Origin of the sequence: Streptomyces sp. NPDC087300 (assembly GCF_044744425.1) — a bacterium.
GTDB lineage: Bacteria > Actinomycetota > Actinomycetes > Streptomycetales > Streptomycetaceae > Streptomyces.
Genome location: NZ_JBIUYI010000008.1, coordinates 80,115 through 106,862, shown reverse-complemented (window position 1 = coordinate 106,862; position 26,748 = coordinate 80,115). Strand labels below are relative to the sequence as shown.

The 26,748-nt window shown below is 72.0% G+C and carries 22 protein-coding genes and 1 tRNA gene; 10 read left to right on the top strand and 13 right to left on the bottom strand.

From position 1 onward, the window contains the following. Entirely contained in the window at window positions 1–1,092 is a 1,092-nt protein-coding gene (locus ACIO9J_RS31290) for a Rieske 2Fe-2S domain-containing protein (RefSeq protein WP_402007045.1), read from the top strand. Here ACIO9J_RS31290 and ACIO9J_RS31285 read toward each other — a convergent pair. Next, window positions 1,062–1,613 carry a MarR family winged helix-turn-helix transcriptional regulator gene (locus tag ACIO9J_RS31285; protein ID WP_402007043.1) on the bottom strand — a complete coding sequence of 184 codons (552 nt, stop codon included), beginning with the start codon at window positions 1,611–1,613 and terminating at the stop codon, window positions 1,062–1,064. The genes ACIO9J_RS31290 and ACIO9J_RS31285 overlap by 31 nt on opposite strands. Before the next feature lie 216 nt (window positions 1,614–1,829). On the opposite strand from ACIO9J_RS31285, the gene ACIO9J_RS31280 reads away from it, so the two are divergent. From ACIO9J_RS31280 to ACIO9J_RS31265, 4 genes are all read left to right on the top strand, one after another. After that, window positions 1,830–2,501, top strand: coding sequence for a FadR/GntR family transcriptional regulator (locus ACIO9J_RS31280; protein ID WP_402007041.1), 672 nt, complete (start codon window positions 1,830–1,832; stop codon window positions 2,499–2,501). Window positions 2,502–2,677: 176 nt separating this feature from the next. After that, window positions 2,678–3,793, top strand: coding sequence for a PAC2 family protein (locus ACIO9J_RS31275; protein WP_402007039.1), 1,116 nt, complete (start codon window positions 2,678–2,680; stop codon window positions 3,791–3,793). 333 nt (window positions 3,794–4,126) lie between these two features. Further along, complete coding sequence (locus tag ACIO9J_RS31270) at window positions 4,127–5,884, top strand: S8 family peptidase (RefSeq protein WP_402007037.1); 1,758 nt, start codon at window positions 4,127–4,129, stop codon at window positions 5,882–5,884. Between the two features lie 54 nt (window positions 5,885–5,938). Continuing rightward, entirely contained in the window at window positions 5,939–6,568 is a 630-nt protein-coding gene (locus ACIO9J_RS31265) for a hypothetical protein (protein ID WP_402007035.1), read from the top strand. Between the two features lie 69 nt (window positions 6,569–6,637). Here the strand turns inward: ACIO9J_RS31265 and ACIO9J_RS31260 are convergent, their stop codons facing one another. From ACIO9J_RS31260 to ACIO9J_RS31240, 5 genes are all read right to left on the bottom strand, one after another. Next, a complete protein-coding gene (locus ACIO9J_RS31260; protein WP_402007033.1) occupies window positions 6,638–9,694 on the bottom strand; it encodes an NPCBM/NEW2 domain-containing protein in 3,057 nt (1,018 codons plus the stop codon). 120 nt (window positions 9,695–9,814) lie between these two features. Next, complete coding sequence (mshC, locus tag ACIO9J_RS31255; protein ID WP_402007031.1) at window positions 9,815–11,044, bottom strand: cysteine--1-D-myo-inosityl 2-amino-2-deoxy-alpha-D-glucopyranoside ligase; 1,230 nt, start codon at window positions 11,042–11,044, stop codon at window positions 9,815–9,817. A 92-nt stretch (window positions 11,045–11,136) separates the two neighbouring features. After that, a complete protein-coding gene (locus ACIO9J_RS31250) occupies window positions 11,137–11,967 on the bottom strand; it encodes an SCO1664 family protein (RefSeq protein WP_402007029.1) in 831 nt (276 codons plus the stop codon). Next, window positions 11,931–12,521 (bottom strand): DUF3090 domain-containing protein, encoded by a 591-nt coding sequence (locus tag ACIO9J_RS31245; RefSeq protein WP_402007027.1) that lies wholly within the window; start codon window positions 12,519–12,521, stop codon window positions 11,931–11,933. The genes ACIO9J_RS31250 and ACIO9J_RS31245 overlap by 37 nt, the downstream gene beginning before the upstream one ends. A 102-nt stretch (window positions 12,522–12,623) precedes the next feature. Beyond that, window positions 12,624–13,310: a histidine phosphatase family protein gene (locus tag ACIO9J_RS31240; protein WP_402007025.1), complete on the bottom strand. Its 687-nt coding sequence runs from the start codon at window positions 13,308–13,310 to the stop codon at window positions 12,624–12,626. Window positions 13,311–13,372: 62 nt separating this feature from the next. Here ACIO9J_RS31240 and corA point away from each other — a divergent pair, with 62 nt between their 5' ends. Beyond that, the gene (corA, locus tag ACIO9J_RS31235) at window positions 13,373–14,371 is read left to right on the top strand and encodes a magnesium/cobalt transporter CorA (protein ID WP_402007686.1); all 999 of its coding nucleotides are present in this window, start codon (window positions 13,373–13,375) and stop codon (window positions 14,369–14,371) included. An 18-nt stretch (window positions 14,372–14,389) separates the two neighbouring features. Here corA and ACIO9J_RS31230 read toward each other — a convergent pair whose 3' ends face one another. Next, window positions 14,390–15,178 carry a ferritin-like domain-containing protein gene (locus ACIO9J_RS31230; RefSeq protein WP_402007023.1) on the bottom strand — a complete coding sequence of 263 codons (789 nt, stop codon included), beginning with the start codon at window positions 15,176–15,178 and terminating at the stop codon, window positions 14,390–14,392. Between the two features lie 223 nt (window positions 15,179–15,401). Beyond that, window positions 15,402–16,457 carry an LLM class F420-dependent oxidoreductase gene (locus tag ACIO9J_RS31225; protein ID WP_402007021.1) on the bottom strand — a complete coding sequence of 352 codons (1,056 nt, stop codon included), beginning with the start codon at window positions 16,455–16,457 and terminating at the stop codon, window positions 15,402–15,404. Between the two features lie 198 nt (window positions 16,458–16,655). Here ACIO9J_RS31225 and ACIO9J_RS31220 point away from each other — a divergent pair, with 198 nt between their 5' ends. Continuing rightward, complete coding sequence (locus tag ACIO9J_RS31220) at window positions 16,656–17,636, top strand: aldo/keto reductase (protein ID WP_402007019.1); 981 nt, start codon at window positions 16,656–16,658, stop codon at window positions 17,634–17,636. Beyond that, complete coding sequence (locus ACIO9J_RS31215) at window positions 17,633–19,951, top strand: helix-hairpin-helix domain-containing protein (RefSeq protein WP_402007017.1); 2,319 nt, start codon at window positions 17,633–17,635, stop codon at window positions 19,949–19,951. Before ACIO9J_RS31220 ends, ACIO9J_RS31215 begins: the two co-directional genes overlap by 4 nt. Window positions 19,952–20,046: 95 nt before the next feature. On the opposite strand, the gene ACIO9J_RS31210 is transcribed toward ACIO9J_RS31215, so the two are convergent. Then, the gene (locus ACIO9J_RS31210; RefSeq protein WP_402007015.1) at window positions 20,047–20,790 is read right to left on the bottom strand and encodes a hypothetical protein; all 744 of its coding nucleotides are present in this window, start codon (window positions 20,788–20,790) and stop codon (window positions 20,047–20,049) included. Window positions 20,791–20,837: 47 nt separating this feature from the next. Here ACIO9J_RS31210 and ACIO9J_RS31205 point away from each other — a divergent pair, with 47 nt between their 5' ends. Further along, window positions 20,838–21,026, top strand: coding sequence for a DUF5703 family protein (locus tag ACIO9J_RS31205; protein WP_402007013.1), 189 nt, complete (start codon window positions 20,838–20,840; stop codon window positions 21,024–21,026). Between the two features lie 101 nt (window positions 21,027–21,127). On the opposite strand, the gene ACIO9J_RS31200 is transcribed toward ACIO9J_RS31205, so the two are convergent. The 3 genes from ACIO9J_RS31200 to ACIO9J_RS31190 all read right to left on the bottom strand — a co-directional run bounded on the left by ACIO9J_RS31200 (window position 21,128) and on the right by ACIO9J_RS31190 (window position 23,836). Continuing rightward, a complete protein-coding gene (locus ACIO9J_RS31200; protein ID WP_402007011.1) occupies window positions 21,128–21,934 on the bottom strand; it encodes a chaplin family protein in 807 nt (268 codons plus the stop codon). 139 nt (window positions 21,935–22,073) lie between these two features. Beyond that, window positions 22,074–22,307, bottom strand: a complete 234-nt coding sequence (gene chpH, locus ACIO9J_RS31195; RefSeq protein ID WP_055544536.1) for a chaplin ChpH — start codon at window positions 22,305–22,307, stop codon at window positions 22,074–22,076. A 203-nt stretch (window positions 22,308–22,510) separates the two neighbouring features. Next, entirely contained in the window at window positions 22,511–23,836 is a 1,326-nt protein-coding gene (locus ACIO9J_RS31190; RefSeq protein ID WP_402007008.1) for a M20/M25/M40 family metallo-hydrolase, read from the bottom strand. A gap of 189 nt (window positions 23,837–24,025) precedes the next feature. Here ACIO9J_RS31190 and ACIO9J_RS31185 point away from each other — a divergent pair. Beyond that, window positions 24,026–24,113, top strand: a tRNA-Leu gene (locus ACIO9J_RS31185). A gap of 62 nt (window positions 24,114–24,175) precedes the next feature. On the opposite strand, the gene ACIO9J_RS31180 is transcribed toward ACIO9J_RS31185, so the two are convergent. Beyond that, window positions 24,176–26,725, bottom strand: coding sequence for an ATP-binding protein (locus tag ACIO9J_RS31180; protein WP_402007006.1), 2,550 nt, complete (start codon window positions 26,723–26,725; stop codon window positions 24,176–24,178). Between the last annotated feature and the right edge of the window lie 23 nt (window positions 26,726–26,748).

Here is a 26,748-nt window from a genome sequence, read left to right as displayed (position 1 = left end):
ATGACGCTGTCCGTGAAAGGCACCGCCGACCACATCTACGCGACCGGCCTGCGCAACCAGTGGCACCCCGTCGTGCCCTCCTCCTTCGTCGCACCCGGCGCGATGCGCAAGGTCACCGCCCTCGGCGAGCAGTGGCTCCTGTTCCGCCGCTCCGACGGCACCCTCTCGATGCTCGCCGACCGCTGCCCGCACCGCGGCGCGCCCCTCTCGCTCGGCAAACACCTGGGCGACCGGGTGGCCTGCTGGTATCACGGGGTCGAGGTCGAGACGGACGGGACGGTCTCCTCCGTGCCGGGCCTGCCCGGCTGCAACCTGGAGGGCAAGAAGCTCGTGACCTCGCTGCCGGTGCGCGAGATCGGCGGCGCGGTCCTCGCCTACTTCGGCGACGAGCGGCACCCCGAACCGGCCGAACTGACCCTGCCCGAGCCGCTCACCGACCCCGACGTGGACGCGATCCTCTGCTACGCGGAGTGGAACGGCCCCTGGCGGTTCGCGGTGGAGAACCTGCTCGACCCGATGCACGGCGCGTTCCTGCACCACGAGTCGCACACCATGTACGACGGCGACACCACCGCGAAGTTCCGCATCCGCGAGACGGACCGGGGCTACTTCTTCGAGAAGACCGACCAGCGGGGCGTCAACTTCGACTGGGTGGAGCTCTGCCGCACCGGCGTCGACTGGGTGGACCTCACCATCCCCTACCCGCCCTCGGCCGGGCCCGGCGGACCCTTCGGCATCGTCGGCATGGTCTGCCCCGTCGACGAGGACCGCACCGGTGTCTTCTTCTGGCGCTACCGCCGCGTGACGGGCTGGCAGCGCGACACCTGGCGCTTCCTCTACAAGACCCTCATCGAGGAGCGCCACTGGCAGGTGCTCGAACAGGACCGGGTGATGCTGGAGGCCATGCCGGCCGACGCCGACCAGCGGGAGAACCTCTACCAGCACGACCTGGGCGTGGTGCGGCTCCGCCGGATGTACCGCGCGGAGGCCGAGGCCCAGGCAGCGGAGGCTGGGGCTCCGGCAGCTGAGGCCGGGGCTCCGGCGCGGGCTGCTCGGTCCGCTCAGCCCGCAGGGGCCGCGTCCTCCTCCTGAGGCGCGTCCGAGTCCGTGATGGACCGCTCCAGCTTGGACATGAGCCGGGCCAGCTGGCGGCACTCGGCGGGCGAGAGTCCGCCGAGCATCCGGCGCTCGTTGTCGAGGTGCTCGGCGAACACCTCGTCGATCTTGGCGAGCCCGGTGTCCGTGAGCCGCGAGTAGACGACGCGGCGGTCCTCCGCGTCGCGCTCGCGCACGATCAGGCCGTCCTTCTCCAGCCGGTCGATGCGCAGCGTCACCCCGGCCGACGAGACCAGGCCCGAGTCGGCGAGCTGGCCCGCCGTGAGCCGGTAGGGCGCACCGGCCCTGCGCAGCGCGGTCAGCACGTCGAAGCCGGCGACCGCGAGGCCGTGCCGCTCGATCGCGGAGGTGAGCCGGGTGTTGTAGCGGATGAAGGTGCGGTGCAGCCTGGCCAGGACCTCCAGGGGCGCCGTGTCGAGGTCGGGCCGCTCCCGCGCCCAGTCCTCGATGATCGACGCCACCGCGTCCGGCTGGTGCGCCGCCTTCTTCCCGGCCATCTGTCGCCCGCCCTCCGTGCCGCCCGCCGACCGGGGCCGGTGGTCCGCCGGGCCCGTGCGGAAATCTTAGCCCTCAAGGATCACGGGCAATCCCTCCACCCTGGTGCGCAACGGCTGCGCGACGGGCCATAATCGCCTGATACATCGGATCTCTTTCCGGCACCTTTGGTCCGGCACCTTTGATCCGACACCTTTGACACGTGAGGCGAGGTCCCCATGGCTGTCACCGACGAGGCCATCGAGAAGATCAAGGGCATGATCGTCTCGGGCGCGCTGCGCCCCGGCGACCGGCTGCCCAAGGAGAGCGAACTCGCCGCCGACCTGGGCCTCTCGCGCAACTCGCTGCGCGAGGCGGTCCGCGCGCTCTCGCTGATCCGCATCCTCGACGTACGCCAGGGCGACGGCACCTACGTCACCAGCCTGGACCCGCAACTCCTCCTGGAGGCCCTGAGTTTCGTCGTCGACTTCCACCGCGACGACACGGTCCTGGAGTTCCTCGCGGTGCGCCGCATCCTGGAGCCCGCGGCGACGGCGATGGCCAGCGCGCACATCACCGAGGCCGAACTGGACACGCTGACCCAGCAGTTGGACGCCCTCGGCGCGTCGCCCTCGGTGGAGGAGCTGGTCGCCTGCGACCTGGAGTTCCACCGGGGCATCGTGCAGTCCTCGGGGAACTCGGTGCTCTGCTCCCTCCTGGACGGCCTGTCGGGCCCCACCACCCGGGCCCGCGTCTGGCGCGGCCTGACCCAGGAGGACGCCGTCAGCCGCACCCTGCACGAGCACCGCGCGATCCTCACCGCGCTGCGCGACCGTGACGCCGAGGCGGCCAGATCGTGGGCGACGGTGCACATCGCGAGCGTGGAGCAGTGGCTGCGCTCCACCCTGTGAGCCGGTGGTGACGCAGGGGTGTGCGCCATCCGTGACACGGCGCGTCGCGCCATGAGTGACGGGCGGATGACCTGGGCAGTGTTCCGGTCACTCCCCCACGCAAGGGGGCTGCGGAGGGCCCCCGCCGACGCCGTAAGGTTGGGGCGTACGCAAGGGAACGTCGGAAGGAGGCCTGGGTGATCGAGCTCGAGGGGGTACCCGAGCTGGTCGACCCGGTCATGGTGGCCGCGTTCGAGGGCTGGAACGACGCCGGCGACGCCGCCTCCACCGCGGTCGCGCATCTCGACAAGGAGTGGAAGGGCGAGGTGTTCGCGGCGCTCGACGCCGAGGACTACTACGACTTCCAGGTGAACAGGCCCACGGTCTGGCTCGACGGCGGGGTGCGCAGGATCACGTGGCCCACGACGCGCCTCTCCGTGGTGCGCGTCGGCGGCGACAAGCCGCGCGACCTCGTCCTGGTCCGCGGCATCGAGCCGTCCATGCGCTGGCGCTCGTTCTGCAACGAGATCCTGGGCTTCGCGCACGAACTGGGCGTCGAACTGGTCGTGATCATGGGTGCGCTGCTCGGCGACACCCCGCACACCCGGCCCGTCCCGGTCAGCGGCGTCACCTCCGATCCGGACCTGGCCCGCACGATGGACCTGGAGGAGACGAAGTACGAGGGCCCGACGGGCATCGTCGGCATCCTCCAGGAAGCCTGCACGCACGCGGGCGTCCCCGCCGTCAGCCTCTGGGCCGCCGTCCCGCACTACGTGTCGCAGCCGCCGAACCCCAAGGCGACGCTGGCGCTCCTCAACCGTCTGGAAGACCTGATCGACCTGCGCATCCCGCTGGGCGAACTGGCCGAGGACGCCCGCGCCTGGCAGCTGGGCGTGGACCAGCTGGCCGCCGAGGACAGCGAGGTCGCCGAGTACGTCCAGTCGCTCGAGGAGGCCCGGGACACCGCCGAGCTCCCCGAGGCGTCGGGCGAGGCCATCGCCCGCGAGTTCGAGCGCTATCTGCGCCGCCGCGACGGGGGCGGGCCGCCCGGTCCCGGCCAGCCCGGGGGTCACGCCACGGACGGCGAGGGGGCGGCCTACCTGCGCGACGCACCCAGCGACCGCACCCGCCCGCCGAAGCCGAAGCCGTCGCAGCGGCCGACGGAGCAGGGCACCGAGAGTCCGGAGAGCACCGGGAGTCCGGGCTCCGAGGGCGCGGAGAGCGCCGAGAGCCCCGGCGGCGGAGCATCCGCCACCGGCGACGACAGTGACGATTCCGGCAATTCCGGCACATCGGATTCCTCGGACGACTGACACGGCCGCCTGATCCGGTCGACCGCTCCGGCCGCCTGATCCGGCCGCCGGACAAGGCCGAGCAGCACGTACCCCACCCGCGGGGTACGGCATTCCCGCCACGCGAAGGGGCGGCACCCACCCGGGTGCCGCCCCTTCGCCATGGATGTGGCGCGTTGGGGGCGTGACATCGCCTTCCGGCCGAATTGCCCGGGGTTCCCTCTTCAACTTCTCTTCAAACTCCGTTGCGGAAAAGAGGGGTGGACGAGTCGGCCTGCCGGTAGCAAGGTGTGCTCCGAGGCGCGGCCCCGCGCACAGCACGGCACCCGAAGGACCGAAGGGAGCGGTGAAGCGATGACCGACCAGACACACCCGGCACAGGACCCCGGAGCCGGCGGGCCGGGCCCCGACGGAATGGGATTCACCTACCGAGGAGCCGAGCGGGAACTGATCGTCGTCGCACGGCCCGAGGCCCGGCTGCGCGCCGGTGAGCACGAGGTCCGCTCGGCGTCCGGCTCCGACGTGTCGGCCCTGAACATGTTCCTCACCGACGAACAGCTCACCCTGGAACCGCTGTTCGGCAACGAGGAACGGCTGCGGGCCGCCGCCCCCACCGGCACCGGCGAGGAGGACCTGCCCGACCTCGCGCTCTTCTACCGGGTGCGCGGCGGCGACGACAGGACCGAGGAGCTGCGCTCGCGGATGGCGGCGCTGCCGGGCATCGACACGGCGTACGTGAAGCCGGGCGCGGTCCCCGCCTCGATCGACCCCTCGCCGTCCCGGCCCCAGGACCTGGACGAGGCGACCAGGATGCGCAAGGAGGGCATGCCCGTCACGCCCGACTTCACCAGCAGGCAGGGCTACTTGAACCCGGCGCCCGAGGGCATCGACGCCCGGTGGGCCTGGCAGCGGCTCGGCGGCTCCGGCGAGAGCGTCACGATCGTCGACATCGAGGGCGCCTGGCAGCTGCGCCACGAGGACCTGTCGGCGAAACTCGCGGGCGTCGTCATCGGCACCCCCCTCCAGGACGTGGCCTGGCGCAACCACGGCACCGCGGTGATCGGCGTCATCGGCGGCGACCGCAACAGCCGCGGCATCACCGGCATCGTGCCGGAGGCGGTGACCGCGACCGCCTCCTTCCAGCCGCTCGGCACGGCGGCCACCATCCACGCGGCCGCCGACCGGCTGCACCGCGGCGACATCATCCTGCTCGAACTGCACCGCCCGGGACCGAAGTTCGACTTCGAGCCGCGCGACGACCAGAAGGGGTACATCGCCATCGAGTGGTGGCCCGACGACTACGCCGCGGTGCGCTACGCCACCGCCAAGGGCGTCCTCGTCGTGGGCGCCGCCGGCAACGGCGCCGAGTCCCTGGACGACGCGGCGTACGAGCGCCGCCCCGACGGCTTCCCCTCCTGGTGGCGCAACCCCTTCAACCCCACCAACCGCTCCTCCGGCGCGGTCCTGGTGGGCGCGGGCGCCCCGCCGCCCGGCACCCACGGCCGCGACCACGGGCCCGACCGCTCGCGCCTGGCGTTCTCCAACTACGGCGCACGCCTCGACGCGCAGGGCTGGGGCCGCGAGACCACGTCGACCGGCGGCTTCTGGGACCGGGCGGGCGATCTTCAGGGCGGCGCCGAGGAGATCGCCTGGTACACCGACACGTTCTCCGGCACGTCGTCGGCCTCGCCGATCGTGGTCGGCGCGCTGGCCGCGCTGCAGGGCATGCTCAAGGCGTCCGGCCAGCAGCCGATGACGCCGGACCGGGCCCGCGCGATGCTGCGCACCACCGGATCGCCGCAGCAGGACGCGCCCGGCAGGCCCGCATCGCAGCGCATCGGCAACCGCCCCGACCTCAAGGGCGCGGTGACCAATCTGCTGCCGTCGGCGGTGGGTTCGGGCCGCGCCGAACGGTACTGGGACGAGCTGCTCCCCTATCCGGCGGAACTCCCGCCCCGGCTCAGGCTGTTCGTGGCCGGGGAGTGGCGCAACCTCAACAACCCGTCCCCCGAGACGCGGCAGGCGGTGCACGCCGCCTTCGCCGGGGGGCAGCCGGACGTCCGCGTCTGGTTCTCGGACGACGAGGTCGTCGGCCTCGTCGTCACGGGCTGAAGCACGACCAGCACTGCTGAAGGACCACAACCATTGAGGGAAGGTGGCACCAGCATGAGCACCACCCCGCAGATGAGTCAGTCGGGCCGGCACCAAGGCCAGCAGTACGGGCAGCAGTACGGCCAGCAGGGGACGCAGGGGCAGCAGGGCCCGAGCACGGCCCCGCCGCAGCAGGAGCAGTTCCAGCAGCAGCCGTTCGGGCAACAGCAGTACGGTCAGCAGGGCATCCAGAGCCCGCAGAGCATTCAGAGCCCGCAAGGCATCCAGAGCCCGCAGGGGATCCAGGGCATTCAGAGCCAGCAGGGCGGCCCGGGCCAGCAGAGCATGCAGCACGTGCCGCCGCAGCTGCGCCAGCAGCTTCAGCAGCTCGGTCAGCAGCAGCCGTTCCAGCAGCTGCTCCAGCAGTTCGGCCAGGAGCAGATCCCGCAGGCGCAGGCGCCCGACGTCTCCACCCAGGCGCTGGCGTCGAACGTGGCGACGGCATTCTGGGACGTCGTCCAGCCGCTGCCCGGCCAGGCGTCGATCCTCTATCTGCACGTCGACGGCAACTGGCGCGCGTTCATCAACCCCAACCCGCAGACCCACGACGAGGTCCAGGAGGCCTTCGCCTACGGCCAGCAGGTGATCGGGTACTACGACACCACCAACCCGTCCTACCTGCTGGCCATCGTGGTCACCAAGTGACGGGATGAAGGACGGCGGCGCCGGGCGGAGACCCTTCCCGCCCGGCGCCGCTCCTGACCGCCCGCGCCCCTAGGCGCAGTTGAACCGGGCGGCCGCCCAGTCCGCGTGGTCCCCGCTCTTGGAGCCGTTGGTGTCCTTCACCTTCAGCACCACGTGTCGGGCGCCACGCACGTCGACGTCCACCGGCACGGTCGCGGAGGCGCCCGTCACCTTCGGCGACGTCCACAGCTCCTTGCCGTCGGCCTCGACCGAGAAGGCCACCTCGCCGTAGCCGTTGATCTCGTCGTCGATGCCCGCGTCCGCGGTGAACCTCGTGCAGCGGCCGCCGGGATAGACCTCGATGACGGAGTCGGCGTGGGTGCCGATGCCCTTCTCGTACGTCTTCCCCGCCAGCGTCAGCGGGTGCCCGTCGGCCGCGCCCGACTCGCCGTTGCTGCGGTCGCGTTCGGCGGGACCGTAGCCGTTGGTGGAGGTGAGCCAGACCATGTCGCTCGCCCAGGTGTCCTTGTCCGGCGCCGCGGGCATCACCCCGACCGCGAACGGCTGGGTGCTGGTGCGTTCCTGTCCCGCCGAGCGGTAGCGGGCCCTCGCGGTGAGCGACTGCTCGCCGGTGTCCGCGTCCTCGGCGGGCGTGACGGCCACCTCGACGCGGCGCGTGCCGCCCGCGGGGACGCGGTCGACCGTGGCCGTTCCGACGGTCCAGCCCTTCGGCGCGTCCAGGGTGACGTCGACCCCGGTGGCGTCCTTCGTGCCCGCCGTGACCTCGACGGCGACCTTGCCCGCGGTGCCCGCGCCGAGCTCCTGCCCGGCCGCGGCGCGCACGGCGGCCTGCGCCCCCGGCACGGCGCCGCCGACGGCGCTCGTGTCGTCGAGCCTCAACTGGAAGGCCCGGTCGGTGCGTTGCGCGGCCGTCTTCACCCGGACGACGCCGCCGCGGTCGTCCTTGTCGTAGAACCAGCCCTGCCGGGCCTTGTCGTACGCGCTCTTGGAGGTGAGCTTGGGCAGCGTGCGGCCGTCGAGCTTCACCCGGCTCGGCGCGTCCCCGGTGTGCAGCGTGAACGCGTAGGGCCGCGCGCTCTGCTTGCCCGCGAACGTGCCCTTGCTCGCACCGATCCGCACCCGTACGTCACCGGCCCCGGAGCGCGGCGCGTCGACCTCGGCGCGCTGCGTGGCGTACTTCCCTTCGCGGTGCTGCCGGGTCACGCCGTCGTCCTCGTACAGGTCGAAGGACGACGTGCCCTGCGGGTAGATGTCCCAGGCGAGCGGCGAGTCGGCCTTCCGGTCCTCGTACGAACGGATGCCGCCCGGCCACATCGGCACGCTCGCGCCGCCCTTGACGAAGAGCGGCAGCGTGTCGAGGGGCGCGCTGTAGCCGTCGACGGTGGTCGGGCCCTGGTAGGTCCGCCCGGTCCAGTAGTCGGTCCAGGTGCCCTTGGGCAGGTAGATGCCGTCCCGTGTGGCGGAGTCCTTGTACACGGGCGCGACGAGGAAGTCCTCGCCGGTCAGGAACTCGTACTTGGCGGCGTCGGTCGCGGCCTTGGGGTCATGGGGGTACTCCAGGGCCAGCGGACGGACGGCGCCCACGCCCGTCTTCGTCGCCTCGTGGGCGTACGAGTACAGGTAGGGCAGCAGCGACTCGTGCAGCTTCAGGTACTTGCGGTTGATGGAGGTGTAGGGCTCGCCCTGGCGGAAGGGCTGCTTGTCGCTGGCGGCCCAGCCGTCCATGGTCATCGTGACGGGCAGGAACATCTTCCACTGGAGATCGCGTACGTACGTCTTGGGGCTGCCGCCGAAGATGCCGTCCACGTCACCGGTCGTATAGGCGAGCCCGGACATCGTGGACCCGGCGTACGTCGGGATCTGCCAGCGGATGTACTCCCAGCCGCCGCTCTGGTCGCCCGACCACTGCACGCCGCAGCGCTGCGCGCCCGACCAGCTCTCGGGGGCCCAGGTGAAGCCACGGGCGTCGCTGTTGTCCTCGATGCCCTGATAGGCGTCCTTGCAGCCGTCGAGCGCCTTCTTGTAGCCGTCGCCGACCCAGGCGACGTCGAGCTTGGCGACGCGCTGGCCCGCCTTGACCTGCTCGGCGATCTTGTCGAGGCCGTCCTCGGTCCACAGGCCCATCTTCATCTTGCGGTCGGCCAGGCCCTTGGAGGTCTCGGCGAGGTTCTCGTAGCCGCAGCCGTAGCCGTCGTTGACGAGCATCCAGCCGTTGGGCATGTCGTTCTCCACGTAGCCGTCGGCGACCTTCAGGGAGTCGAGGGTGTGGCGCTCGCCGCGGTTGGCGTTGTGCAGATAGCAGTCGGCGTCGCCGATCTCCATGCCGTAGACCGGCGGCAGGAACGGCTTGCCGGTGAGCTTCGTGTACTGCCCGATGACGTCCTTGGCCGCGTCGTCGCCGCGCCCCGCGAAGTAGTAGGCGTCGAAGCGCTGTTCCTTGGCGGTGGCCGTCACCGGCTCGGCGAAGTCATAGGTGTTGGGCGCGTAGGTGTTGCGGAAGACGCCGTAGCCGGCCGAGGAGAGGTAGAACGGCACGGAGTTGGGGTGCCCGCCGTCGTCCCAGTTGTAGTCGACGCTCACCTCGACCTTCTTGCCCCGGTGCGAGGTGTTGCCGCGGCCGTTCTGCATCCCGGCGCCGTAGAACTGCTCGTCGGCGCCGCGCGCCAGGCTCTGCGTGGTGGCGCCCTTCGTCCAGGACAGGCCCTTGGACTCGGCCCAGACCCGGCTGCCGTCGGCACGGTACAGGGCGAAGCGCAGCGGCGACTTGTAGGCGCGCAGCGTCACCTCGGAGGTGCGCAGCTCGTAACGGTCGCTCTTCTCCGTCCACGTGGTGCGCGGCGCCTTGCCCTGCGGCAGGACGATGTCCTTGCCCGCCGGGTCGGTGAACTTCCCGTCGGGGGCGAGTTCGAGCCGGAACGTGTCGGCCGAGACGAAGCTGACGCGGGCCTCGGCCGCGCCCGCGGTCAGCCGGTAGACGGACCCTTCGTGGGCGAACCCGGTGACGTCACCGACGGTGGTCGAAGGCTCTTCGGCGGCCTGTGCGGGGCCGCCGGGTCCCGCGAACACCGCGAGCAGGCTCAGCAGGGCGGCCGCGGCCGCCGATCTGAAGCGCGTGGGAGATCTCATGGCGGAGGTCTAGCGCCTCAACGGGTGCCAGGGCCATGGACTTTGATGGGCCGCTCCTGGATTTCCGGAGCGGCCCATGCGGTGAAGGCGGAACTACGAGACCTACAGGAACTGCTGGCTCTACAGGGCGACGCCGAGCAGCGCGTCGACGGCGCGGGACACGACGCCGGGGGCGCCCTCGTCCGTACCGCCCTCGGTGTCCTGGCGGGCGGCCCAGCGGTCGACGGCGGCGAGCGCGGTGGGCGCGTCCAGGTCGTCGGCGAGTGCCTCGCGGATCTCCTCGACGAGCGCCTCGGCGGACGGGCCGTCGGGGCGGGAGACCGCGGCGCGCCAGCGGGCGAGCCGCTCGACGGCCTCTTCGAGCACGCCGTCGGTCCACTCCCAGTCCGCGCGGTAGTGGTGCGCGAGCAGGGCGAGGCGGATCGCGGCCGGGTCCACGCCGTCGCGGCGCAGCCGGGAGACGAAGACGAGGTTGCCCTTGGACTTGGACATCTTCGCCCCGTCCAGGGCGACCATGCCCGCGTGGACGTAGGCCTTGGCGAACGGGAACTCGCCGGTGAGCACCTGGGCGTGCGACGCGCCCATCTCGTGGTGCGGGAAGGCGAGGTCGGAGCCGCCGCCCTGCACGTCGAAGCCCATCCCCAGGTGGTCGAGGGCGATGGCCACGCACTCGATGTGCCAGCCGGGCCGGCCGCGGCCCAGCGAGCCGCCGTCCCAGCTCGGCTCGCCCTCGCGGGCGGCCATCCAGAGCATCGGGTCCAGCGGGTCCTTCTTGCCGGGGCGCTCCGGGTCGCCGCCGCGCTCGGCGGAGAGCAGCTTCATGGCGGCCACGTCGAGCCCGGACACCTCACCGAAGTGGGCGTCGGACTCGACCGAGAAGTAGACGTCGCCGTCGAGCTCGTAGGCGGCGCCCATGTCCCTGAGCCGTTCGACGAGCGGCACGATGCCGGGTATCGCCTCGACGGCTCCGATGTAGTGCTTGGGCGGCAGGAGCCGCAGCGCGGTCATGTCCTCGCGGAACAGCGCGGTCTCGCCCTCGGCGAGCTCGACCCAGTCCTTGCCGTCGCGGTTGGCGCGTTCCAGGAGCGGGTCGTCCACGTCGGTCACGTTCTGGACGTAGTGAACCTGCCGCTTGGTGTCGAGCCACACGCGTTGCACGAGGTCGAACGCGTTGTAGGTCGCCGCGTGACCCATGTGGGTCGCGTCGTACGGAGTGATGCCGCAGACGTAGATACGGGCGACGGGACCGGGGTCGAGGGTGACGAGTCCACCGGTCGCGGTGTCGTGGATCCGGAGGTCGCGGCCCTTGCCAGGAAGGGCGGGGACCTCAGAAGCGGGCCAGGCATGCATGCCATGAGCCTAACCGGACGAGGCATCCGCATACGAGTGGGGGATCAAGGAGAATCGGCCGAGCGGGCTTCCGGGTGGCCGATTCTCCCCGCCTAGACCGGTGGCCAGGGGATCGCGGGCCACTCGCCGCCCGGCTCCGGATGCTTCCCCGACGACAGCAGCGCGGCCACCCGGGCCCGGGTGGCGTCGAGCTCCGCGGGGGTGATCAGGGCGGCCAGCCGCTCGGCGAGGTCCGCGCCCGCCTTGAGGGCGTCACGCAGCGTCCGCAGGGCCCCCAGGGCCTCCTCGGGCAGCGGCTCCCCCGCCCAGCCCCACAGCAGCGTGCGCAGCTTGTCCTCGGCGTTGAAGGTGACCCCGTGGTCGATGCCGTGCAGCCGGCCGCCCTCGGTGAGCAGGTGGCCGCCCTTGCGGTCGCCGTTGTTGATCACCGCGTCGAGCACCGCGAGGCGCCGCAGCCGCACGTCGTCGGCGTGCACGAGCAGCGCGGTCCGGTCCTCGTCGACCTGGGCGAGGCCGACCGCCTTCCAGCCGTCGCCCGGCTCGTCGCCGTCGACCAGGGCGAGCAGCTCGGTGCCGTCGGAGCCCTCGATCCACAGCTGGCACATGCCCTCGCCGTAGGGCCCGTCGCGCCACACGGTCGGCGGGATCAGGTCCCAGCCGTCCTGGGTGATCGCCCGGGACACCTCGTACGCGGCGACCTCGCGCCCCGCGAGCGTGCCGTCGGGGAAGTCCCACAGGGGCCGCTCGCCCGCGACGGGCTTGTAGACGCAGGCGGCCTCCTCGCCCTCGTGGGCGACCGTGCAGTAGAGCACCGCGTTCGACGCCTCACGGATCCGCCCGCGCACGGTCAGCTCGCCGCGGGTCAGGAGCGTGACGGGGTCGGTGCTCACGCTCCCCGCCGGTACCCGTTCTGGCGCGGGCATACGTGTCCTTCCGGGTCGAGCGGGAGGCTGCACAGCGGGCACGGCGGACGGCCCGCGTTCACCACGTCGAGGGCGCGCTTGGCGAAGGCCCTGGCCTGGGCGCCGGTGAGCCGGACGCGGAGCATCGGCGGGCCGTTCTCCTCGTCCTGGAGGAGTCTCTCCTCGGCCTCGGCGAGATCGTCCTCGGACTCGGCGTCCAGTTCGACGAGCGCCTGCGCCTCGACGATCATGCGCTCCTCCTCGCCGTCCCAGGCGAGCGCCATCGTGCCGACCCGGAACTCCTCCTCCACGGGGGAGTCGAGCGGCGCGCTGTCGGTCACCTCGGCGGGCGCGACGGCCGGCACCGGGGCATTGCCCCCGCTGCGGCGCACCACCTCGTCGAGGAGCTCCTCCATGCGCTCGGCGAGCGCGGCCACCTGGGTCTTCTCCAGGGCGACGCTGGTCACCCTGATCCCCGCTGAGGCCTGCAGGAAAAAGGTACGGCGTCCGGGCAGCCCGACCGTTCCGGCGACGAAACGCTCCGGCGGGTCGTAGAGGAACACCTGACGGGACACGTCCTGTCTCCATTGGGATCGACTTCAAGTACTCGTGCCACGAGCGGTGACACGGCGACTACGGGGCCTGCTTCAACCGCTTCACCCTACTGCGGGCGACGATCACGGTGCGCCCGCACCGCCCCCGACCGTCGCGTCGGCGCTCGGCGGCACCTCACGGGGCGCCAGGGACGCGAAGTCCCCGGTGTCCCCCAGGCGTACGAGGAAGGGCCGCAGCCGCGTGTAGCGGATGACGGTCACCGAGCAGGGCTCGACGGAGATCCGCTGGAAGAGGTCAAGGTGGAGCCCGATGGCGTCCGCGACAAGGGACTTGATGATGTCGCCGTGCGAGCACATCAGATAGGCGGCGTCCTCGCCGTGCTCGCGCTCCACGCGCGCGTTCCACTCGCGGACCGCCTCGGCCGCCCGCGTCTGCATGGCCCGCATGGACTCGCCGCCGGGGAAGGCGGCGGCCGACGGATGCCGCTGGACGACCTCCATCAGCGGCTCGTCGGCGAGTTCGGCGAGCTTGCGGCCCGACCATTCGCCGTAGTCGCACTCCCCGATGCGGTCCTCGGTGTGCGCCGGGAGACCGGGCCTGGCCGCGAGCAGCGGCGCCACCGTCTCCGCGCAGCGCTGCAGCGGGCTCGTGACGACTTCGGCGAGCGGCAGGGCGGCCAGGCGCTCCGGCAGCGCGGCGGCCTGCGCGGCGCCCCGCTCGTCCAGGGCCACGCCGGGGGTCCACCCGGCGAGCAGTCCCGCGGTGTTGGCGGTGGAACGTCCGTGCCGGACGAGGATCAGCGTGGGCATGCGACTCAGCCTAAGCGCACACGGAGGTGCGGCCCGTGGGGAGGCTGGGAAGAATGCGCGGTGTGATTGTCGACTGCGCCATCTACCGGGAGGGCCGTCGGACCGAGGGCCCCGAGGACTTCTCCGACGCCCTCGACGAGGCGCGGGCCGCCGGGGACGCCTTCGTCTGGATCGGCCTGCACGAGCCGACGGAGGCCGAGTTCGACAAGGTCAGCCAGGAGTTCGGGCTGCATCCGCTGGCCGTCGAGGACGCCCTCAAGGCCCATCAGCGGCCCAAGCTGGAGGTCTACGACGACTCGTTGTTCATGGTCCTCAAGCCGGTCGTGTACGAGCCGGACAGCGACACCGTCTCCTCCGGAGAGGTCATGGTGTTCATGGGCGACTCCTTCGTGGTGACCGTCCGGCACGGCGAGGGCGCGCCGCTCGGCGTGGTGCGCCACCGTCTGGAGGCCGACCCCGACGTCCTCAAACACGGCCCCACCGCGGTCCTGTACTCGATCGCCGACGCCTCCGTGGACCACTATCTGGAGGTCGCCGACGAGCTCCAGGCGGACCTGGAGCTCCTGGAGGCCGAGGTCTTCTCGCCCGACGTGGGCGGTTCCCGCAACACCGCTTCGCGGATCTATACGTTCAAGCGGCAGATCCTGGAGTTCCGCAGGGCGACGGGCCCGCTCGCACTGCCCATCGGCCGCCTCTCCGGAGCGGGCCCCTTCGGTACGAACGTGCCCTTCGTGGAGGAGTCCGCGCAGCCGTTCTTCCGTGACGTGAACGACCATCTGACGCGCGTCAACGAATCGGTGGAGGGCCTGGACCGGCTGGTGTCGGACATCCTGTCCGCGCATCTGGCGCAGATGAGCGTGCGGCAGAACGACGACATGCGCAAGATCTCGGCGTGGGCCGCCATGGCCGCGGTCCCCACGATGATCGCGGGGATCTACGGCATGAACTTCGACCACATGCCCGAGCTGCACTGGGTGTGGACCTACCCGGCGGTGATCCTGCTGATGGTCGTCCTCGAATTCGGCCTGTACCGCATGTTCAAGCGCCGGGGCTGGCTGTAGGGCGCGGCCGCGGTCGTCCTAGGCGAACCCGGGCGCGGGCGCCGCAGGGCCGCCCAAGGCGTCGCGGCGCTCCGGCATCGTCAGGGACACCATCCGCCGCCACCCGACGCACCGTTCGTACGCGTACACGCCGTGGATGCCCGTGGCGAGCACCTGCCGTTTGACCGGGGGCCAGCCGAGGATGCGCCCCATGTGGTCCATGACGGCGAGGCTCACGTCGCGGTAGACGCGGATCTCGGCGAGCGCGCACTCCCGCAGGACGCGCTGGATGGCGCGGCCGTGCCCGGCGCGGGCGAAGCGCAGCAACTCCTCGTGGCAGTACGCCAGGTGGTTGTCCTCGTCGGCGGAGATCATCCGCACCGCGCGGCCGATGTCCGGGTGGTCGGCGAAGTATCTGAGCAGCAGCCGCATCTGTTCGGAGGCGCGCTGTTCGGTGACCCTGCTGTGCGCGAGGTAGGTGACGACGTCCCGCACCGCGAGCGGCTTGTCGGCCTTCAGCTGTTCGTGCGCGAGGCCGATGCCGTGCTTCTCCAGGAGCATCGTGTAGTCGGTCTCGTGCGGGACCTCCACGGGGGCGAGCCCGCGCTTCTTCAGGAGGGCGTTGAAGATCCGGCCGTGCTTGTCCTCGTCGGCGCCGTGCCGGGTGATCTTGGGGGCGAGGGCCCGCTCGCCCGCGGGCACGAGCGCGGCGATCCGGGCGTTCTCCCAGCCGCCCTGGGCCTCGCCGCTGGCGGCGATGGAGCAGAACAGCCGGAACGACTCGTCGTTGGCGAGGATCTCCTCGAAGACGCTCTTGGCCGACAACATCACTGGCACCTCCATGCCTGCGCACGAACCTCCGCAAAGAAATAGTCAAATGCGAGGTTCGCCGCTGAGCAACAGGTGTAAGGGTCAGCTCCGCCGAACGAAGGACGACGGCGGCGTCCGCAGGCCGTAACCGGGGGCCCGGTGACGCGTTGTTCTCCGTGACGGCCGTGGCGGGGAAGACCCCCCGAGCCCCCACCACGGCCGCAGAAACCTCCCTCTCCCCTTACGCCAGCCCGGCGCGTTCCAGCGCGTCCGTGCCCGCCCGCAGCGCGGTGAGCCGCTCCTCCAGCGTGAAGCCCGCGGGCGCCAGCGTCAGCGTGGTCACCCCGGCCGCCGCGTACGCCTGCATCCGCTCGGCGATCCGGTCCACGGAGCCCAGCAGGGTCGTCGAGTCGATCAGCTGCTTCGGCACCGCGGCGGCCGCGCCGTCCTTGTCGCCCGCCAGGTACTTGTCCTGGATCTCGGCGGCCTCCTTCTCGTACCCCATGCGCCCCGCGAGCTGGTTGTAGAAGTTCTGCTTGCGGCTGCCCATGCCGCCGACGTACAGCGCGGTGTAGGGCCGGAACATGTCCGCGAGCGCGTCGACCTGGCTGTCCTCGCCGACCGCGAGCGGCAGCGTGGGGACGATGTCGAAGCCCTCCATCGTCTTGCCGGCCTTCGCACGCCCGGCCCGCAGGTGCTTGACCGCGGTCTCCTCCAGGTGCTCGGCGGCCGGGAAGATCAGCAGGGCGCCGTCGGCGATCTCACCGGTCTGCTCCAGGTTCTTGGGGCCGATCGCCGCGATGTACAGCGGGATGTGCTCGCGCTGCGGGTGCACGGTGAGCTTGAGGGGCTTGCCGGGGCCACCGGGCAGCGGCAGCGTCCAGTGCTCGCCCTCGTGGGAGAGGCGCTCGCGGGTCATCGCCTTGCGGACGATCTCGACGTACTCGCGGGTGCGGGCCAGCGGCTTGTCGAACTTCACGCCGTACCAGCCCTCGGAGACCTGCGGGCCCGAGACACCGAGGCCGAGCCGGAAACGGCCGCCGGAGAGCGAGTCGAGGGTGGCCGCCGTCATCGCGGTCATCGCGGGCTGGCGGGCCGGGATCTGGAAGATCGCGGACCCGATGTCGATGCGTTCGGTGCTCGCCGCGACCCAGGAGAGCACCGTGGCGGCGTCCGAGCCGTACGCTTCGGCGGCCCAGCAGACCGCGTAGCCGAGCTTGTCGGCCTCCTTGGCGACGGCGAGATTGTCCGCGTCCATCCCGGCGCCCCAGTAGCCGAGGTTGATCCCGAGCTGCATGGCCGATCCCCTTACCGCTGTACTCGTGAGTAACGTCCCTGTGCCCGGGACTGTAGCGCGCGGGTGGCTGATCCGTCAGCGGTGGGCCGCGGGCACCGGGGGCGGGCGTGACCGGATCGGGTGGCCGGGTTCTGCACAATCGATGGTTTGTCCACAGGCCCGCCCGTCACGGTGGCTCGGCCAGTAATCTCAGCGCCCATGGAGCAGAGGCATCTCGGCCGGACCGGCCTGCGCGTGTCCCGCATCGGACTCGGCACCCTCACCTGGGGGCACACCGACGAGACCGACGCCGCCGACCTGATGAAGGCGTTCTGGGAGGCGGGCGGCACCCTCGTCGACACGGCCGACGTGTACGGGGACGGGGAGGCCGAATATCTGCTCGGACGCCTGATGGAGCGGCTCGTACCCCGGCACGATCTGGTCATCGCCACCAAGGCGGGCAGCGTGCCCGACCCCGAGCGGCGCGTCGACGGCTCGCGCGGCCATCTGCTCGCCGCGCTCGACGCCTCGCTCACCCGCCTCGGCACGGATCACGTCGACCTGTGGCAGGTCCACGCGTTCGACCCGGACACGCCCCTGGACGAGACCCTGGGGGCCCTGGACATCGCGGTCAGCAGCGGCCGGGCCCGCTATGCGGGCATCGCCAACTTCTGCGGCTGGCAGCTCGCCAAGGCCGCGACGTGGCAGCTCGCCGCGCCCGGCACGCGCACCCGCCTGGCCAGTGCGCAGATGGAGTACTCCCTGCTCCAGCGCGGCGTCGAGCGGGAGGTGCTGCCCGCGGCCGTCGACCTCGGGGTGGGCCTGCTGCCCGCGTCTCCGCTGGGCCGCGGCGTGCTCACCGGCAAGTACCGCCGCGCGACCCCGGCCGACTCGCGCGGCGGCTCCGACCAGTTGGCGGCCTTCGTCGCGCCGTATCTGGACGACGCGGCCAGCCGCATCGTCGACGCGGTCGCCACCGCGGCGGACGGCCTCGCCGCGACCCCGCTCCAGGTCGCGCTCGCCTGGGTGCGGGACCGTCCAGGAGTGACCGCGCCGATCGTCGGCGCGCGCAACGCGCAGCAGCTCACGGCCGCTTTGTCAGTGGAGACCCTTAGTCTTCCTGACGAGATCTGCCAGGCGCTCGACGACGTGTCGGCGCCCGTGCACCGCTATCCCGATCAAGACTGGAGCACGCTGTGAGTACGGAGCCCGAAGCCGCTGCCGCGGAGGAAGCGGAGACCGCTGCCGCGGAGGAAGCCGGGCCGGCCACACCGGACGCCGCCCCGGACGCGACGGACAGCGTGGCCGCCACGGAGGCCGATGCGTCCGCCCCGGAGGACGGGAGCGCGGACGCGACGGACGCGGACGCGCCTGCCCAGGAGGGCGCGGACGCGGACGACCAAGATGCCGAAGGCGAAGCCGGGGACGGTGACGCGGCGGAGGCTGTCGAGGGTGAAGGCGCCGGTGCCGAGGCCGCCGCGGCCGCCGAGTTGTCGGAGACCGAGGCCGAGATCGCCGCGCAGCGCGAGCTCAGGGAGCGGATCGAGCAGCGCAAGGCGTCCAAGGAAGGGCCGATCGCGGCCGGGACGAAGCTGAGCGGGACCGCCGCCGACCTGCTCGCCGCCGTGCGCGCGGTGGAGAGCGGCGACAAGCCCGTCGCCAGCGCCTTCCGCGAGCCGGAGCCCGCCCCCCGCAGGCCCGCTCCCGCGCCCGCCGCCGAACCCCTGCGCGCGGAGCGGCCGATGGCACCCGCCGCCCCCGCGGAGGAGTCCGTCGACGCCGTGCGGGCCGTGCTCGCCGAGGGAGGCGCGCCCGCCACGCTCGCGGCGCCGACCGCCGCCGCGCTCGGCGAGGGCGCCGCCGGCCAACTGCGCGAGGACCCCTGGCAGTTGCTGCGGGTGCCCGGTGTCAGGACCGAGCAGGCGGACGGTTTCGCTCGCGCGCTGCTCGGCGCCGAGTGCGGTCCCGCCGACGAGCGCAGGGGCCGTGCGATCACCGTCTGGCTCCTGGAGCAGGCCGCCGCCGCGGGGCACACGGCACTCGACGCCTCGGCGCTGACCGCCGCGCTCGGCCAGCGCGCGGTGCCGGATCCGGACGCGGCGGTGCAGAGCGCCGTCGCCGAGGGCGACGCCCTGGTCTTCCAGGACGCGATCGAGGGCGCCGAGGTCCCCGTCCAGCGCACGGACGACGAGGACGCGCAGGACGACGCGGAGGAGCCCGAGCGCCCGGTCCGCCTCCTGATCGGACTGGAGCGGTACGCGCTGGCGGAGGAGAGCCTCGCCGACGGGCTCGCCCGGGTGATCAACTCCGTCTCCAAGGACGACGCGTCGGGCGACGGCTGGGAGACCGCCGCGACCGGACTCACCGGCTCGGCGGCCGAGCTGGTCCGCGCCGTGGCCGGGCACGGCCTGGTGCTGCACACCGGCGGCGAGACGGCACGGGCCGAGCCCGCCGCCCTGGTGGCGGCCGCGGCGACGCTGGGCCTGCGGGTCTGCGTGGCCACCCACAGCGCCGACGGACGCCGCCGCGCCGCCGGGGCGCCCGGCGTGCCGGAGGCGGCCGCGGTGACCGTGGCGGGCCTGCTCGCCGGGGCACAGGGCCCCGGGCGGGACGCGGACGGCGCGCTCGCGCTCGACCTCCTCGTCGTCCTGGACGCACCGCAGCTGGACGTGGAGACCGCGGCGATGCTCGCGGAGTCCCTGCCGGACGGCGCCCGCCTGGTGCTCAGCGGCGACCCGGGCGTGCTCTGGTCGGCGGGCCCCGGACGGGTCTTCGCCGATCTCGTCGCGGCGCGCTGCTGCCCCCAGATCGTCTCCCGCACCCCGGACCCAGGACCCATCGGCGAGCTGGTCTCCGGCATCGGCATCGGCGAGCTGAACCAGGTCGAGGCGCCCGGCAAGGAGGTCGTGATCGTCCCGGTGCGCGACGCCGCCGAGGCCATCCACCGCACCGTGCAGCTCGTCGCGGACTCGGTGCCGCGGGCGATCGGGGTGCCCGCCGAGCAGACCCAGGTCATCACTCCCGGGCACGGCGGCGCTGCGGGCACCCGCGCGCTCAACGCCGCACTGAAGGAGCGGCTCAACCCCGGCCCAGGCCGGTTCGGCGGCTTCGACCCCGGCGACCGCGTCGCCCATGTCCCTGCGGCGGGGCGTACGACGCTTGGGCGGGTGGTCAGGGCCGACGCGGAGGGCCTGCACCTGGAGTGCGAGGGCGTCGCCGTCGTCGTGGACAAGGAGCGGGTCGAGCAGGAGGTGCGGCACGCGTGGGCGCTCACCGCGCACCAGGCGACGGGGCTGCGCTGGCCCGCCGCGGTCGTGGTGCTGCCGGGCGACGCCGGGCAGGTGCTGAACCGGCCGTGGGTCTACACCGCCTTCAGCCGCGGCGAGCAGCACCTCTCGGTGGTGCAGGGCGTGGAGCAGGCACTGCCGCGCGCGGTGGCGGAGCGCCTCTGGAAGGACCGTACGACGCGTCTGCAGACGCTGCTGCGCCCCCAGGTGCCCTCGGTGGCGGCCTGAGCGGAACGGCCGCTACCGGCCCCTGACACGGACGAGCGCGCCACCCCTTCCGCGAAGGGGTGGCGCGCTCGTCTGCGTCTGGGGACCGCCCGCCGTCAGCGCCCGGCGCCCCGGTCCGCCACGTCCGGCTCGTCCGCGTCGTCGAGGTCCTCGACCTCGTCGAGGGGCACCGCCAGGTCCGGGTCGATGTCCACGTCCACGTCGACCCCGTCCAGGGCGTCGTCGTCCAGCTCGTCGTCGAAGACCGCGCTGACATCGAAGCGGCACACCACCCGGTGCGGGTCGGCCTGGTCGAAGGGGGCGTCGAGCCACTCCCCCGGCTCGGCGGGGGCGTCCGCCGCCGTGACCCAGAGCGTGGAGTCGCCCTCCTCCAGGCCGAACTCCTTGTGCCGGGAGGCGATTTCGTCCGGTTCGAACTCGCCGAAGAGGACGCCGAGCGCGCCGTGCACGGTGTCGCCGGGGCCGGTGCCCTCCGGCTCGCCCTCCGCGTCGAGGGCGGCGACCCGCTGGGCCTGGGCGAGCAGCCGCTGCGGCTCCACCACGGCGTAGTCGCGGCGGATCAGCACGCTCAGGGCGTTGGCCTCCGCCGGGCCCTGGTACGGCGGCAGCGCGTCCTCCGTGCCGGGGATCTCGAAGGGCGTGACCTCGTCGTAGCGGTCGTAGAGGAGTTCGTCGTACTCCTCGGCGGCGGCGGCGAGCTCGTTGAACGCCTCGTAGACGGCCGGATCGTCCTCGCCCGACCTGCGTTCGACCGCGGCCAGGTGTCGGTCGAGCGCGGTCTTGACCGCCTCGGCGGCGGCACGTACCTCGGCAGCGGTGGGCTGCGCAGCATCAGACATAGTGCAGACGCTATCCGTACCGGGCCCATGCCCGCACAATAGATGCGATGCCGGAATACGAATTTGTCGACGTGTATGTACCGCGCGGGGTCACCCGCAAGGAAGCCACACGCCTGCTGACGGACCACGCGGAGTACGGGCACTGGGAGTTGGACCGCCTGAGCCTGCACCGTGACGGGAGCCGCCGGGTGCGGCTGAAGCGGCGGATCATCCGCCAGCTGAGGGCCACCTGGTGACCTGAGACGGGGGCCGGGACACCGGCCGGAAAGACCGAAACGGAGCGGGCCCCGCGACGGCGGGGCCCGCTCCGTTCGGCATGCTCTGACACGAGGGTTGCTCAGGCGTTCGCCCGAGCCCTGCGGTAGAGCACGGTGCCCGCGAGCAGTGCGCCCGCGCCCACCGGCAGCGCGAGGCCGACCGGCAGGGAGCTGCCGGTCTCCGCGAGCTGCGAGGTCCCCTCGGGCGGCGTGACGCTCTGCGTGCCCGGGTGGTTCGGCATGGCCCGGTCGACCGGGCCCTCCGAGGTGCCCGGCTTACCGGGCTGGTGGGGCTTGCCCGGGTGTTCCGGCTTGCCGGGGTGCGCCGGCTTGCCCGGGTGTTCCGGCTTGCCCGGGTGCTCGGGGCCGCCCGGGTGTTCCGGCTTGCCGGGGTGCTCGGGCTTCCCCGGCGGCTTGGAGCCGGGCGGGGTCACCGCCTGCCCCGCGTCGTTGGCGCATTCGTTGCCGGTGGCCGAGTTGCCAAGGCCGCCGACGGTGACGCTGTTGCCGCAGACGTTCACCGGTGCGTTGACCGGCACCTGCACGGTGTTGCCCGAGCCGACGCCGGGTGAGTCGCTGGCGTGGCCGTGCGCCGTGGACCCGCCGCCGTGCGGCTTGTGCGACCCGTAGCCGCCGTCGTGCTGGGAACCGTTGGCGCAGTTGTTGCCCGCCGCGGGATTGAGGACTCCGATGACGTTCACCGTGTTCCCGCACGCGTTGACAGGAGCGTCAACCGGGACCTGGACGGAGTTGCCCGACAGCACACCAGGCGATTGCGAACTGCTGCCGTCGGCACCCGAGTCCGCGTGCGCGTAGCCGCCGGTCACGGCGAGTACGCCGGTCGCGGCCGCCACGGTCATCAGGCCTTTGCGCGTGACCTGTCGCATAGCTCTTCCCTGCCTTTTGCCTTCCGGAAAACGCCCGGACCTCCTTGCCCGGGCGCGAAATGCCCGTCGGCCCCGGAGTGCATGGCTCGCACTCCGGGGCCGACGGACTCAGACCCTCAAGGGGTGAGGCACAACAAGGTCACTTGTTGATGCAGGTGTTGCCGAAGGCGGGGTTCAGCAGCCCGATCACGGAGACCGTGTTGCCACAGGCGTTCACCGGCACGTGCACGGGCACCTGGATGACGTTGCCCGAGACGACACCGGGGGACTTCACGGCGGCACCCTGGGCACCGGCGTCGGCAGCGGCGATGCCCGCGCCAGCGAGCACGAGACCACCAGTAGCAGCCGCAGCAGCGACGACCTTCTTGATCATTATTCCTCCTTGTTGGCAAATGCAGTCCCAGCCGCGGACTGCATCACCTGTAACGAGGAGGGAGTTGCGGGGCTACGAGCCCCTGACCCCTTTCACTCTTTTCAGTCAAGTACGTACGCGCTGGCGATTATTGGAAAGTCGTTTCAGCGCGCAAAGCGGACTGTTCACGTCGGAAAGCGCCTGCCATGCGGGCGCGCCGCCCGTCAGGACTCGTCGATGAAGCGGTCGAGCACCCGGACGCCGAACTTCAGGCCGTCCACCGGCACCCGCTCGTCGACACCGTGGAACATGCCCGCGAAGTCCAGCTCCGGCGGCAGCTTCAGCGGCGCGAAACCGAAGCCGCGGATGCCGAGGTCGTCGAAGGACTTGGCGTCCGTGCCGGCCGAGAGCATGTACGGCACGGCGCGCGCGATCGGGTCCTCGGCGCGCAGCGCCGTCTGCATGGCGTCGACCAGGGCGCCGTCGAAGGTGGTCTCCAGGGCCTTGTCCGCGTGCACGTCCTCGCGCCGCACGTTCGGGCCGAGCAGCCGGTCCAGGTCGGCGAGGAACTCCTCCTCGTAGCCCGGCAGATAGCGCCCGTCGACGTGCGCGGTGGCCTGCCCGGGGATCACGTTGACCTTGTAACCGGCGCCGAGCTGCGTCGGGTTGGCGGTGTTCTGGAGCGAGGCGCCGATGAGCTTGGCGATGCCGCCGAGCTTGGCGAGCGTCTCGTCCATGTTCTCCGGGTCGAGCTCGGTGCCGAGCGCGTCGCCGAGTTCGTCGAGGAAGTGGCGCAGCGTCTTGGTCACGCGCACCGGGAACTTGTGCCGCCCGAGCCGGCCGACGGCCTCGGAGAGCTCGGTGATCGCGTTGTCCTTGTGGATCATCGAACCGTGACCGGCGGTACCGTCCACGGTCAGCTTCATCCAGTGCATGCCCTTCTGCGCCGTCTCGACGAGGTAGAGCCGCAGGTTCTCGTTGACGGTGAAGGAGAAGCCGCCGACCTCGCTGATCGCCTCCGTGCACCCCTCGAAGAGCTCGGGGTGGTTGTCGACGAGGTGCCGCGCGCCGTACGTGCCGCCGGCCTCCTCGTCCGCGAGGAACGCGAGGACGATGTCGCGCGGGGGCTTGCGGCCCGTGCGCATGCGCTCACGGACGACCGCGAGGGTCATCGCGTCCATGTCCTTCATGTCGACGGCGCCGCGGCCCCACACGCAGCCGTCCGCGATCTCCCCGGAGAAGGGGTGGTGCGTCCAGTCCGCCGCGTTGGCGGGCACCACGTCCGTGTGGCCGTGGATGAGCAGCGCGGGCCGCGAAGGGTCCTCGCCCTCGATCCGCGCGACGGTGGAGGCCCGGCCGGGGTGGGACTCGAAGATCTTGGGTTCGAGTCCGACCTCGGCGAGCTTCTCCGCCACGTACTCGGCGGCCTTGCGCTCCCCCGGACCCGAGTGGTCGCCGTAGTTGCTCGTATCGATCTGGATCAGTTCGCGACAGAGGTCGACGACCTCGTCCTCGCCGGTGACGGCCTTGCCCGTGCTGGACCCGCTCACGCTGACTCCTCCCGCATTCGGCTCCTGGTGGTCCCCCTCATCCTCTCTCTCCCGACCGCATCCCCCAAGGGCGGGCGGGTGTCGTCATCAGCAGTTCACAGCGGGGTGGAGGGGTGATCGAGTGCCCCCGGAAGCCTGGTAATGTTCTCTCTGTCGCCGCGGGAAACGCCCCGCGAAGACAGACACCTTGTCCGGGTGGCGGAATGGCAGACGCGCTAGCTTGAGGTGCTAGTGCCCTTTATCGGGCGTGGGGGTTCAAGTCCCCCCTCGGACACCAGTCAAAGACCCCAGTTCATCTGGGGTCTTTTGCGTTGCCGCGGTCCGAGGGGGCGGCGGTGGTCAGGGCGTGGTCACCGCCGGGTGCTCTCCCTCCCGGCTCCTTGGGTCGCCCGGGGCGGCCCGTAGCGTCAGGGCCATCGTCAGGCCGCCGCCGGGGGTGTCCTCGGCCGTGAGCGTGCCGTTCATCGACTCCGTGAAGCCTCGGGCGACGGCGAGGCCCAGGCCCACGCCCGCGCCGCGCGGGGCGTCACCGTAGCGCTGGAAGGGTTCGAAGATGCGGTCCTTGGCGGTGTCGGGGACGCCGGGGCCGCGGTCCACCACGCGCAGTTCGACGTGGTCGCCGATGGCGCTGGCGGAGACCAGGACGCGGGAGTCGTCGGGGCTGTACTTCACGGCGTTCTCCACGACGTTGGCGACCGCGCGTTCCAGGAGGCCCTTGTCGACGGTGACCATCGGCAGGTTCTCGGGGATGTCCAGGTCGACGCTGTCCTCCGGTACGCCGCCCAGGGCCATCGGCACCACTTCGTCGAGGTCGATCTCGCGGATCAGGGGGGAGACCGTGCCGGTCTGCAGGCGGGACATGTCCAGGAGGTTGCCGACCAGGTGTTCCAGGCGGTCGGCGCCGTCCTCGATCCCCGCGAGGAATTCCGCCTCGTCCTCCTCGGACCACTCGACGTCCACCGAACGCAGCGAGGTGACCGCCGCCTTGATGCCCGCCAGCGGCGTACGCAGGTCGTGGCTGACGGCGGCGAGCAGCGCGGTGCGGATGCGGTTGCCCTCGGCGAGCGCGCGGGCCTCCTTCGCCTCTCCTTGGAGGCGCTGGCGGTCCAGGACGACGGCGGCCTGCGCGGCGAACGCGGCGAGGACGCGGCGGTCCTCGGCGGGCAGGACGCGGCCGGAGAGCGCGAGCGCCATGTGGTCGCCGACCGGCATGTCGACGTCGGCGTCCTCGGGGCGGTCGAGCGCGAGGGCCGTGCCGACCCGGCCCGCGCAGGTCCAGGGTTCCACGTCGCTCGCGCGTTCCAGGAGGGCGACGGATTCCATGGCGAAGGTCTCGCGGACGCGTTCGAGCAGCGCCTCCAGGCTGGTCTCGCCGCGCAGCACGCTGCCCGCGAGGAAGGAGAGGATCTCCGACTCGGCGCGGAGTCGGGCCGCCTGGTGGGTACGCCGGGCCGCGAGGTCGACGACAGAAGCGACCGAGGCGGCGACGCCGATGAAGATGGCGAGGGCGACGATGTTCTCCGGGTCGCTGATGGTCAACTTGCCGATGGGTGGCGTGAAGTACCAGTTCAGGAGCAGTGAGCCGAAGGCCGCGGAGACGAGCGCGGGCCGGGCGCCGCCGAGCAGCGCGGCCGCGACGGTCAGCGACAGATAGAGCAGCATGTCGTTGGCGAGGCCCACGCCGGGCGCCCACACGGTGAGCAGCCAGGTGAGGAGCATCGGGCCCCCGACGCCGATCAGCCAGCCGCCCAGGCGCCGGGCGCGGCCCAGCCGGAAGCTCCTGGCCACCGGGAGTCCGCGGCCGGTGCCGACCGCGTCGTGGGTGACCAGGTGGACGTCGAGGTCGGGTCCCGAGTCGCGGGCCGCGGTCGCGCCGACGCCGGGCCCGAAGACGTACTGCCAGGTCTTGCGCCGTGAGACGCCGAGGACGATCTGGGTGGCGTTGACGCCACGCGCGAAGTCGAGGAGCGCGGCCGGTATGTCGTCGCCGACGACGTGGTGGAAGGTGCCGCCGAGGTCCTCGACCAGGGTGCGCTGGACGGCGAGTTCCTTGGGCGATGCCGAACTGAGGCCGTCGCTGCGGGAGATGTAGACGGCGAGCACCTCGCCGCCCGCGCCCTTCTCGGCGAGGCGGGCCGCGCGGCGGAGCAGGGTGCTGCCCTCGGGGCCGCCGGTGAGGCCGACGACGATGCGTTCGCGCGAGCCCCAGATCTTCTTGACGCGGTGCTCGGCGCGGTACTCGGTGAGGTACTCGTCGACGCGGTCGGCGGTCCACAGGAGCGCCAGCTCCCGCAGGGCGGTGAGGTTTCCCGGCCTGAAGTACTTGGAGAGCGCCGCGTCGACCTTGTCGGGCTGGTAGATGTTGCCGTGTGCCATGCGGCGGCGCAGCGCCTGGGGCGACATGTCGACCAGCTCGATCTGGTCGGCGCGGCGCACCACCTCGTCGGGCAGGGTCTCCTTCTGCCGTACGCCGGTGATGGACTCCACGACGTCGCCGAGCGACTCCAGGTGCTGGATGTTGGCCGTGGAGACGACGTCGATGCCGGCGGCGAGGAGTTCCTCGACGTCCTGCCAGCGCTTGGCGTTGCGCGAGCCGGGGATGTTGGTGTGCGGGAGTTCGTCGACGAGGGCGACGGCGGGGCGGCGAGCGAGGACCGCGTCGAGGTCCATCTCGGTGAAGGCCGAGCCGCGGTACTCCAGCCGTCTGCGCGGGACCACTTCGAGGCCGTGCAGCATCACCTCGGTGCGCGGCCTGCCGTGGTGCTCCACGAACGCGACCACGCAGTCGGTGCCGCGCTCGACACGGCGGTGCGCCTCGGAGAGCATCGCGTACGTCTTGCCGACGCCGGGTGCCGAGCCGAGGTAGATCCTGAGGGTGCCGCGTGCCATGGGTCTGGGTCCGTCCGCCGGGT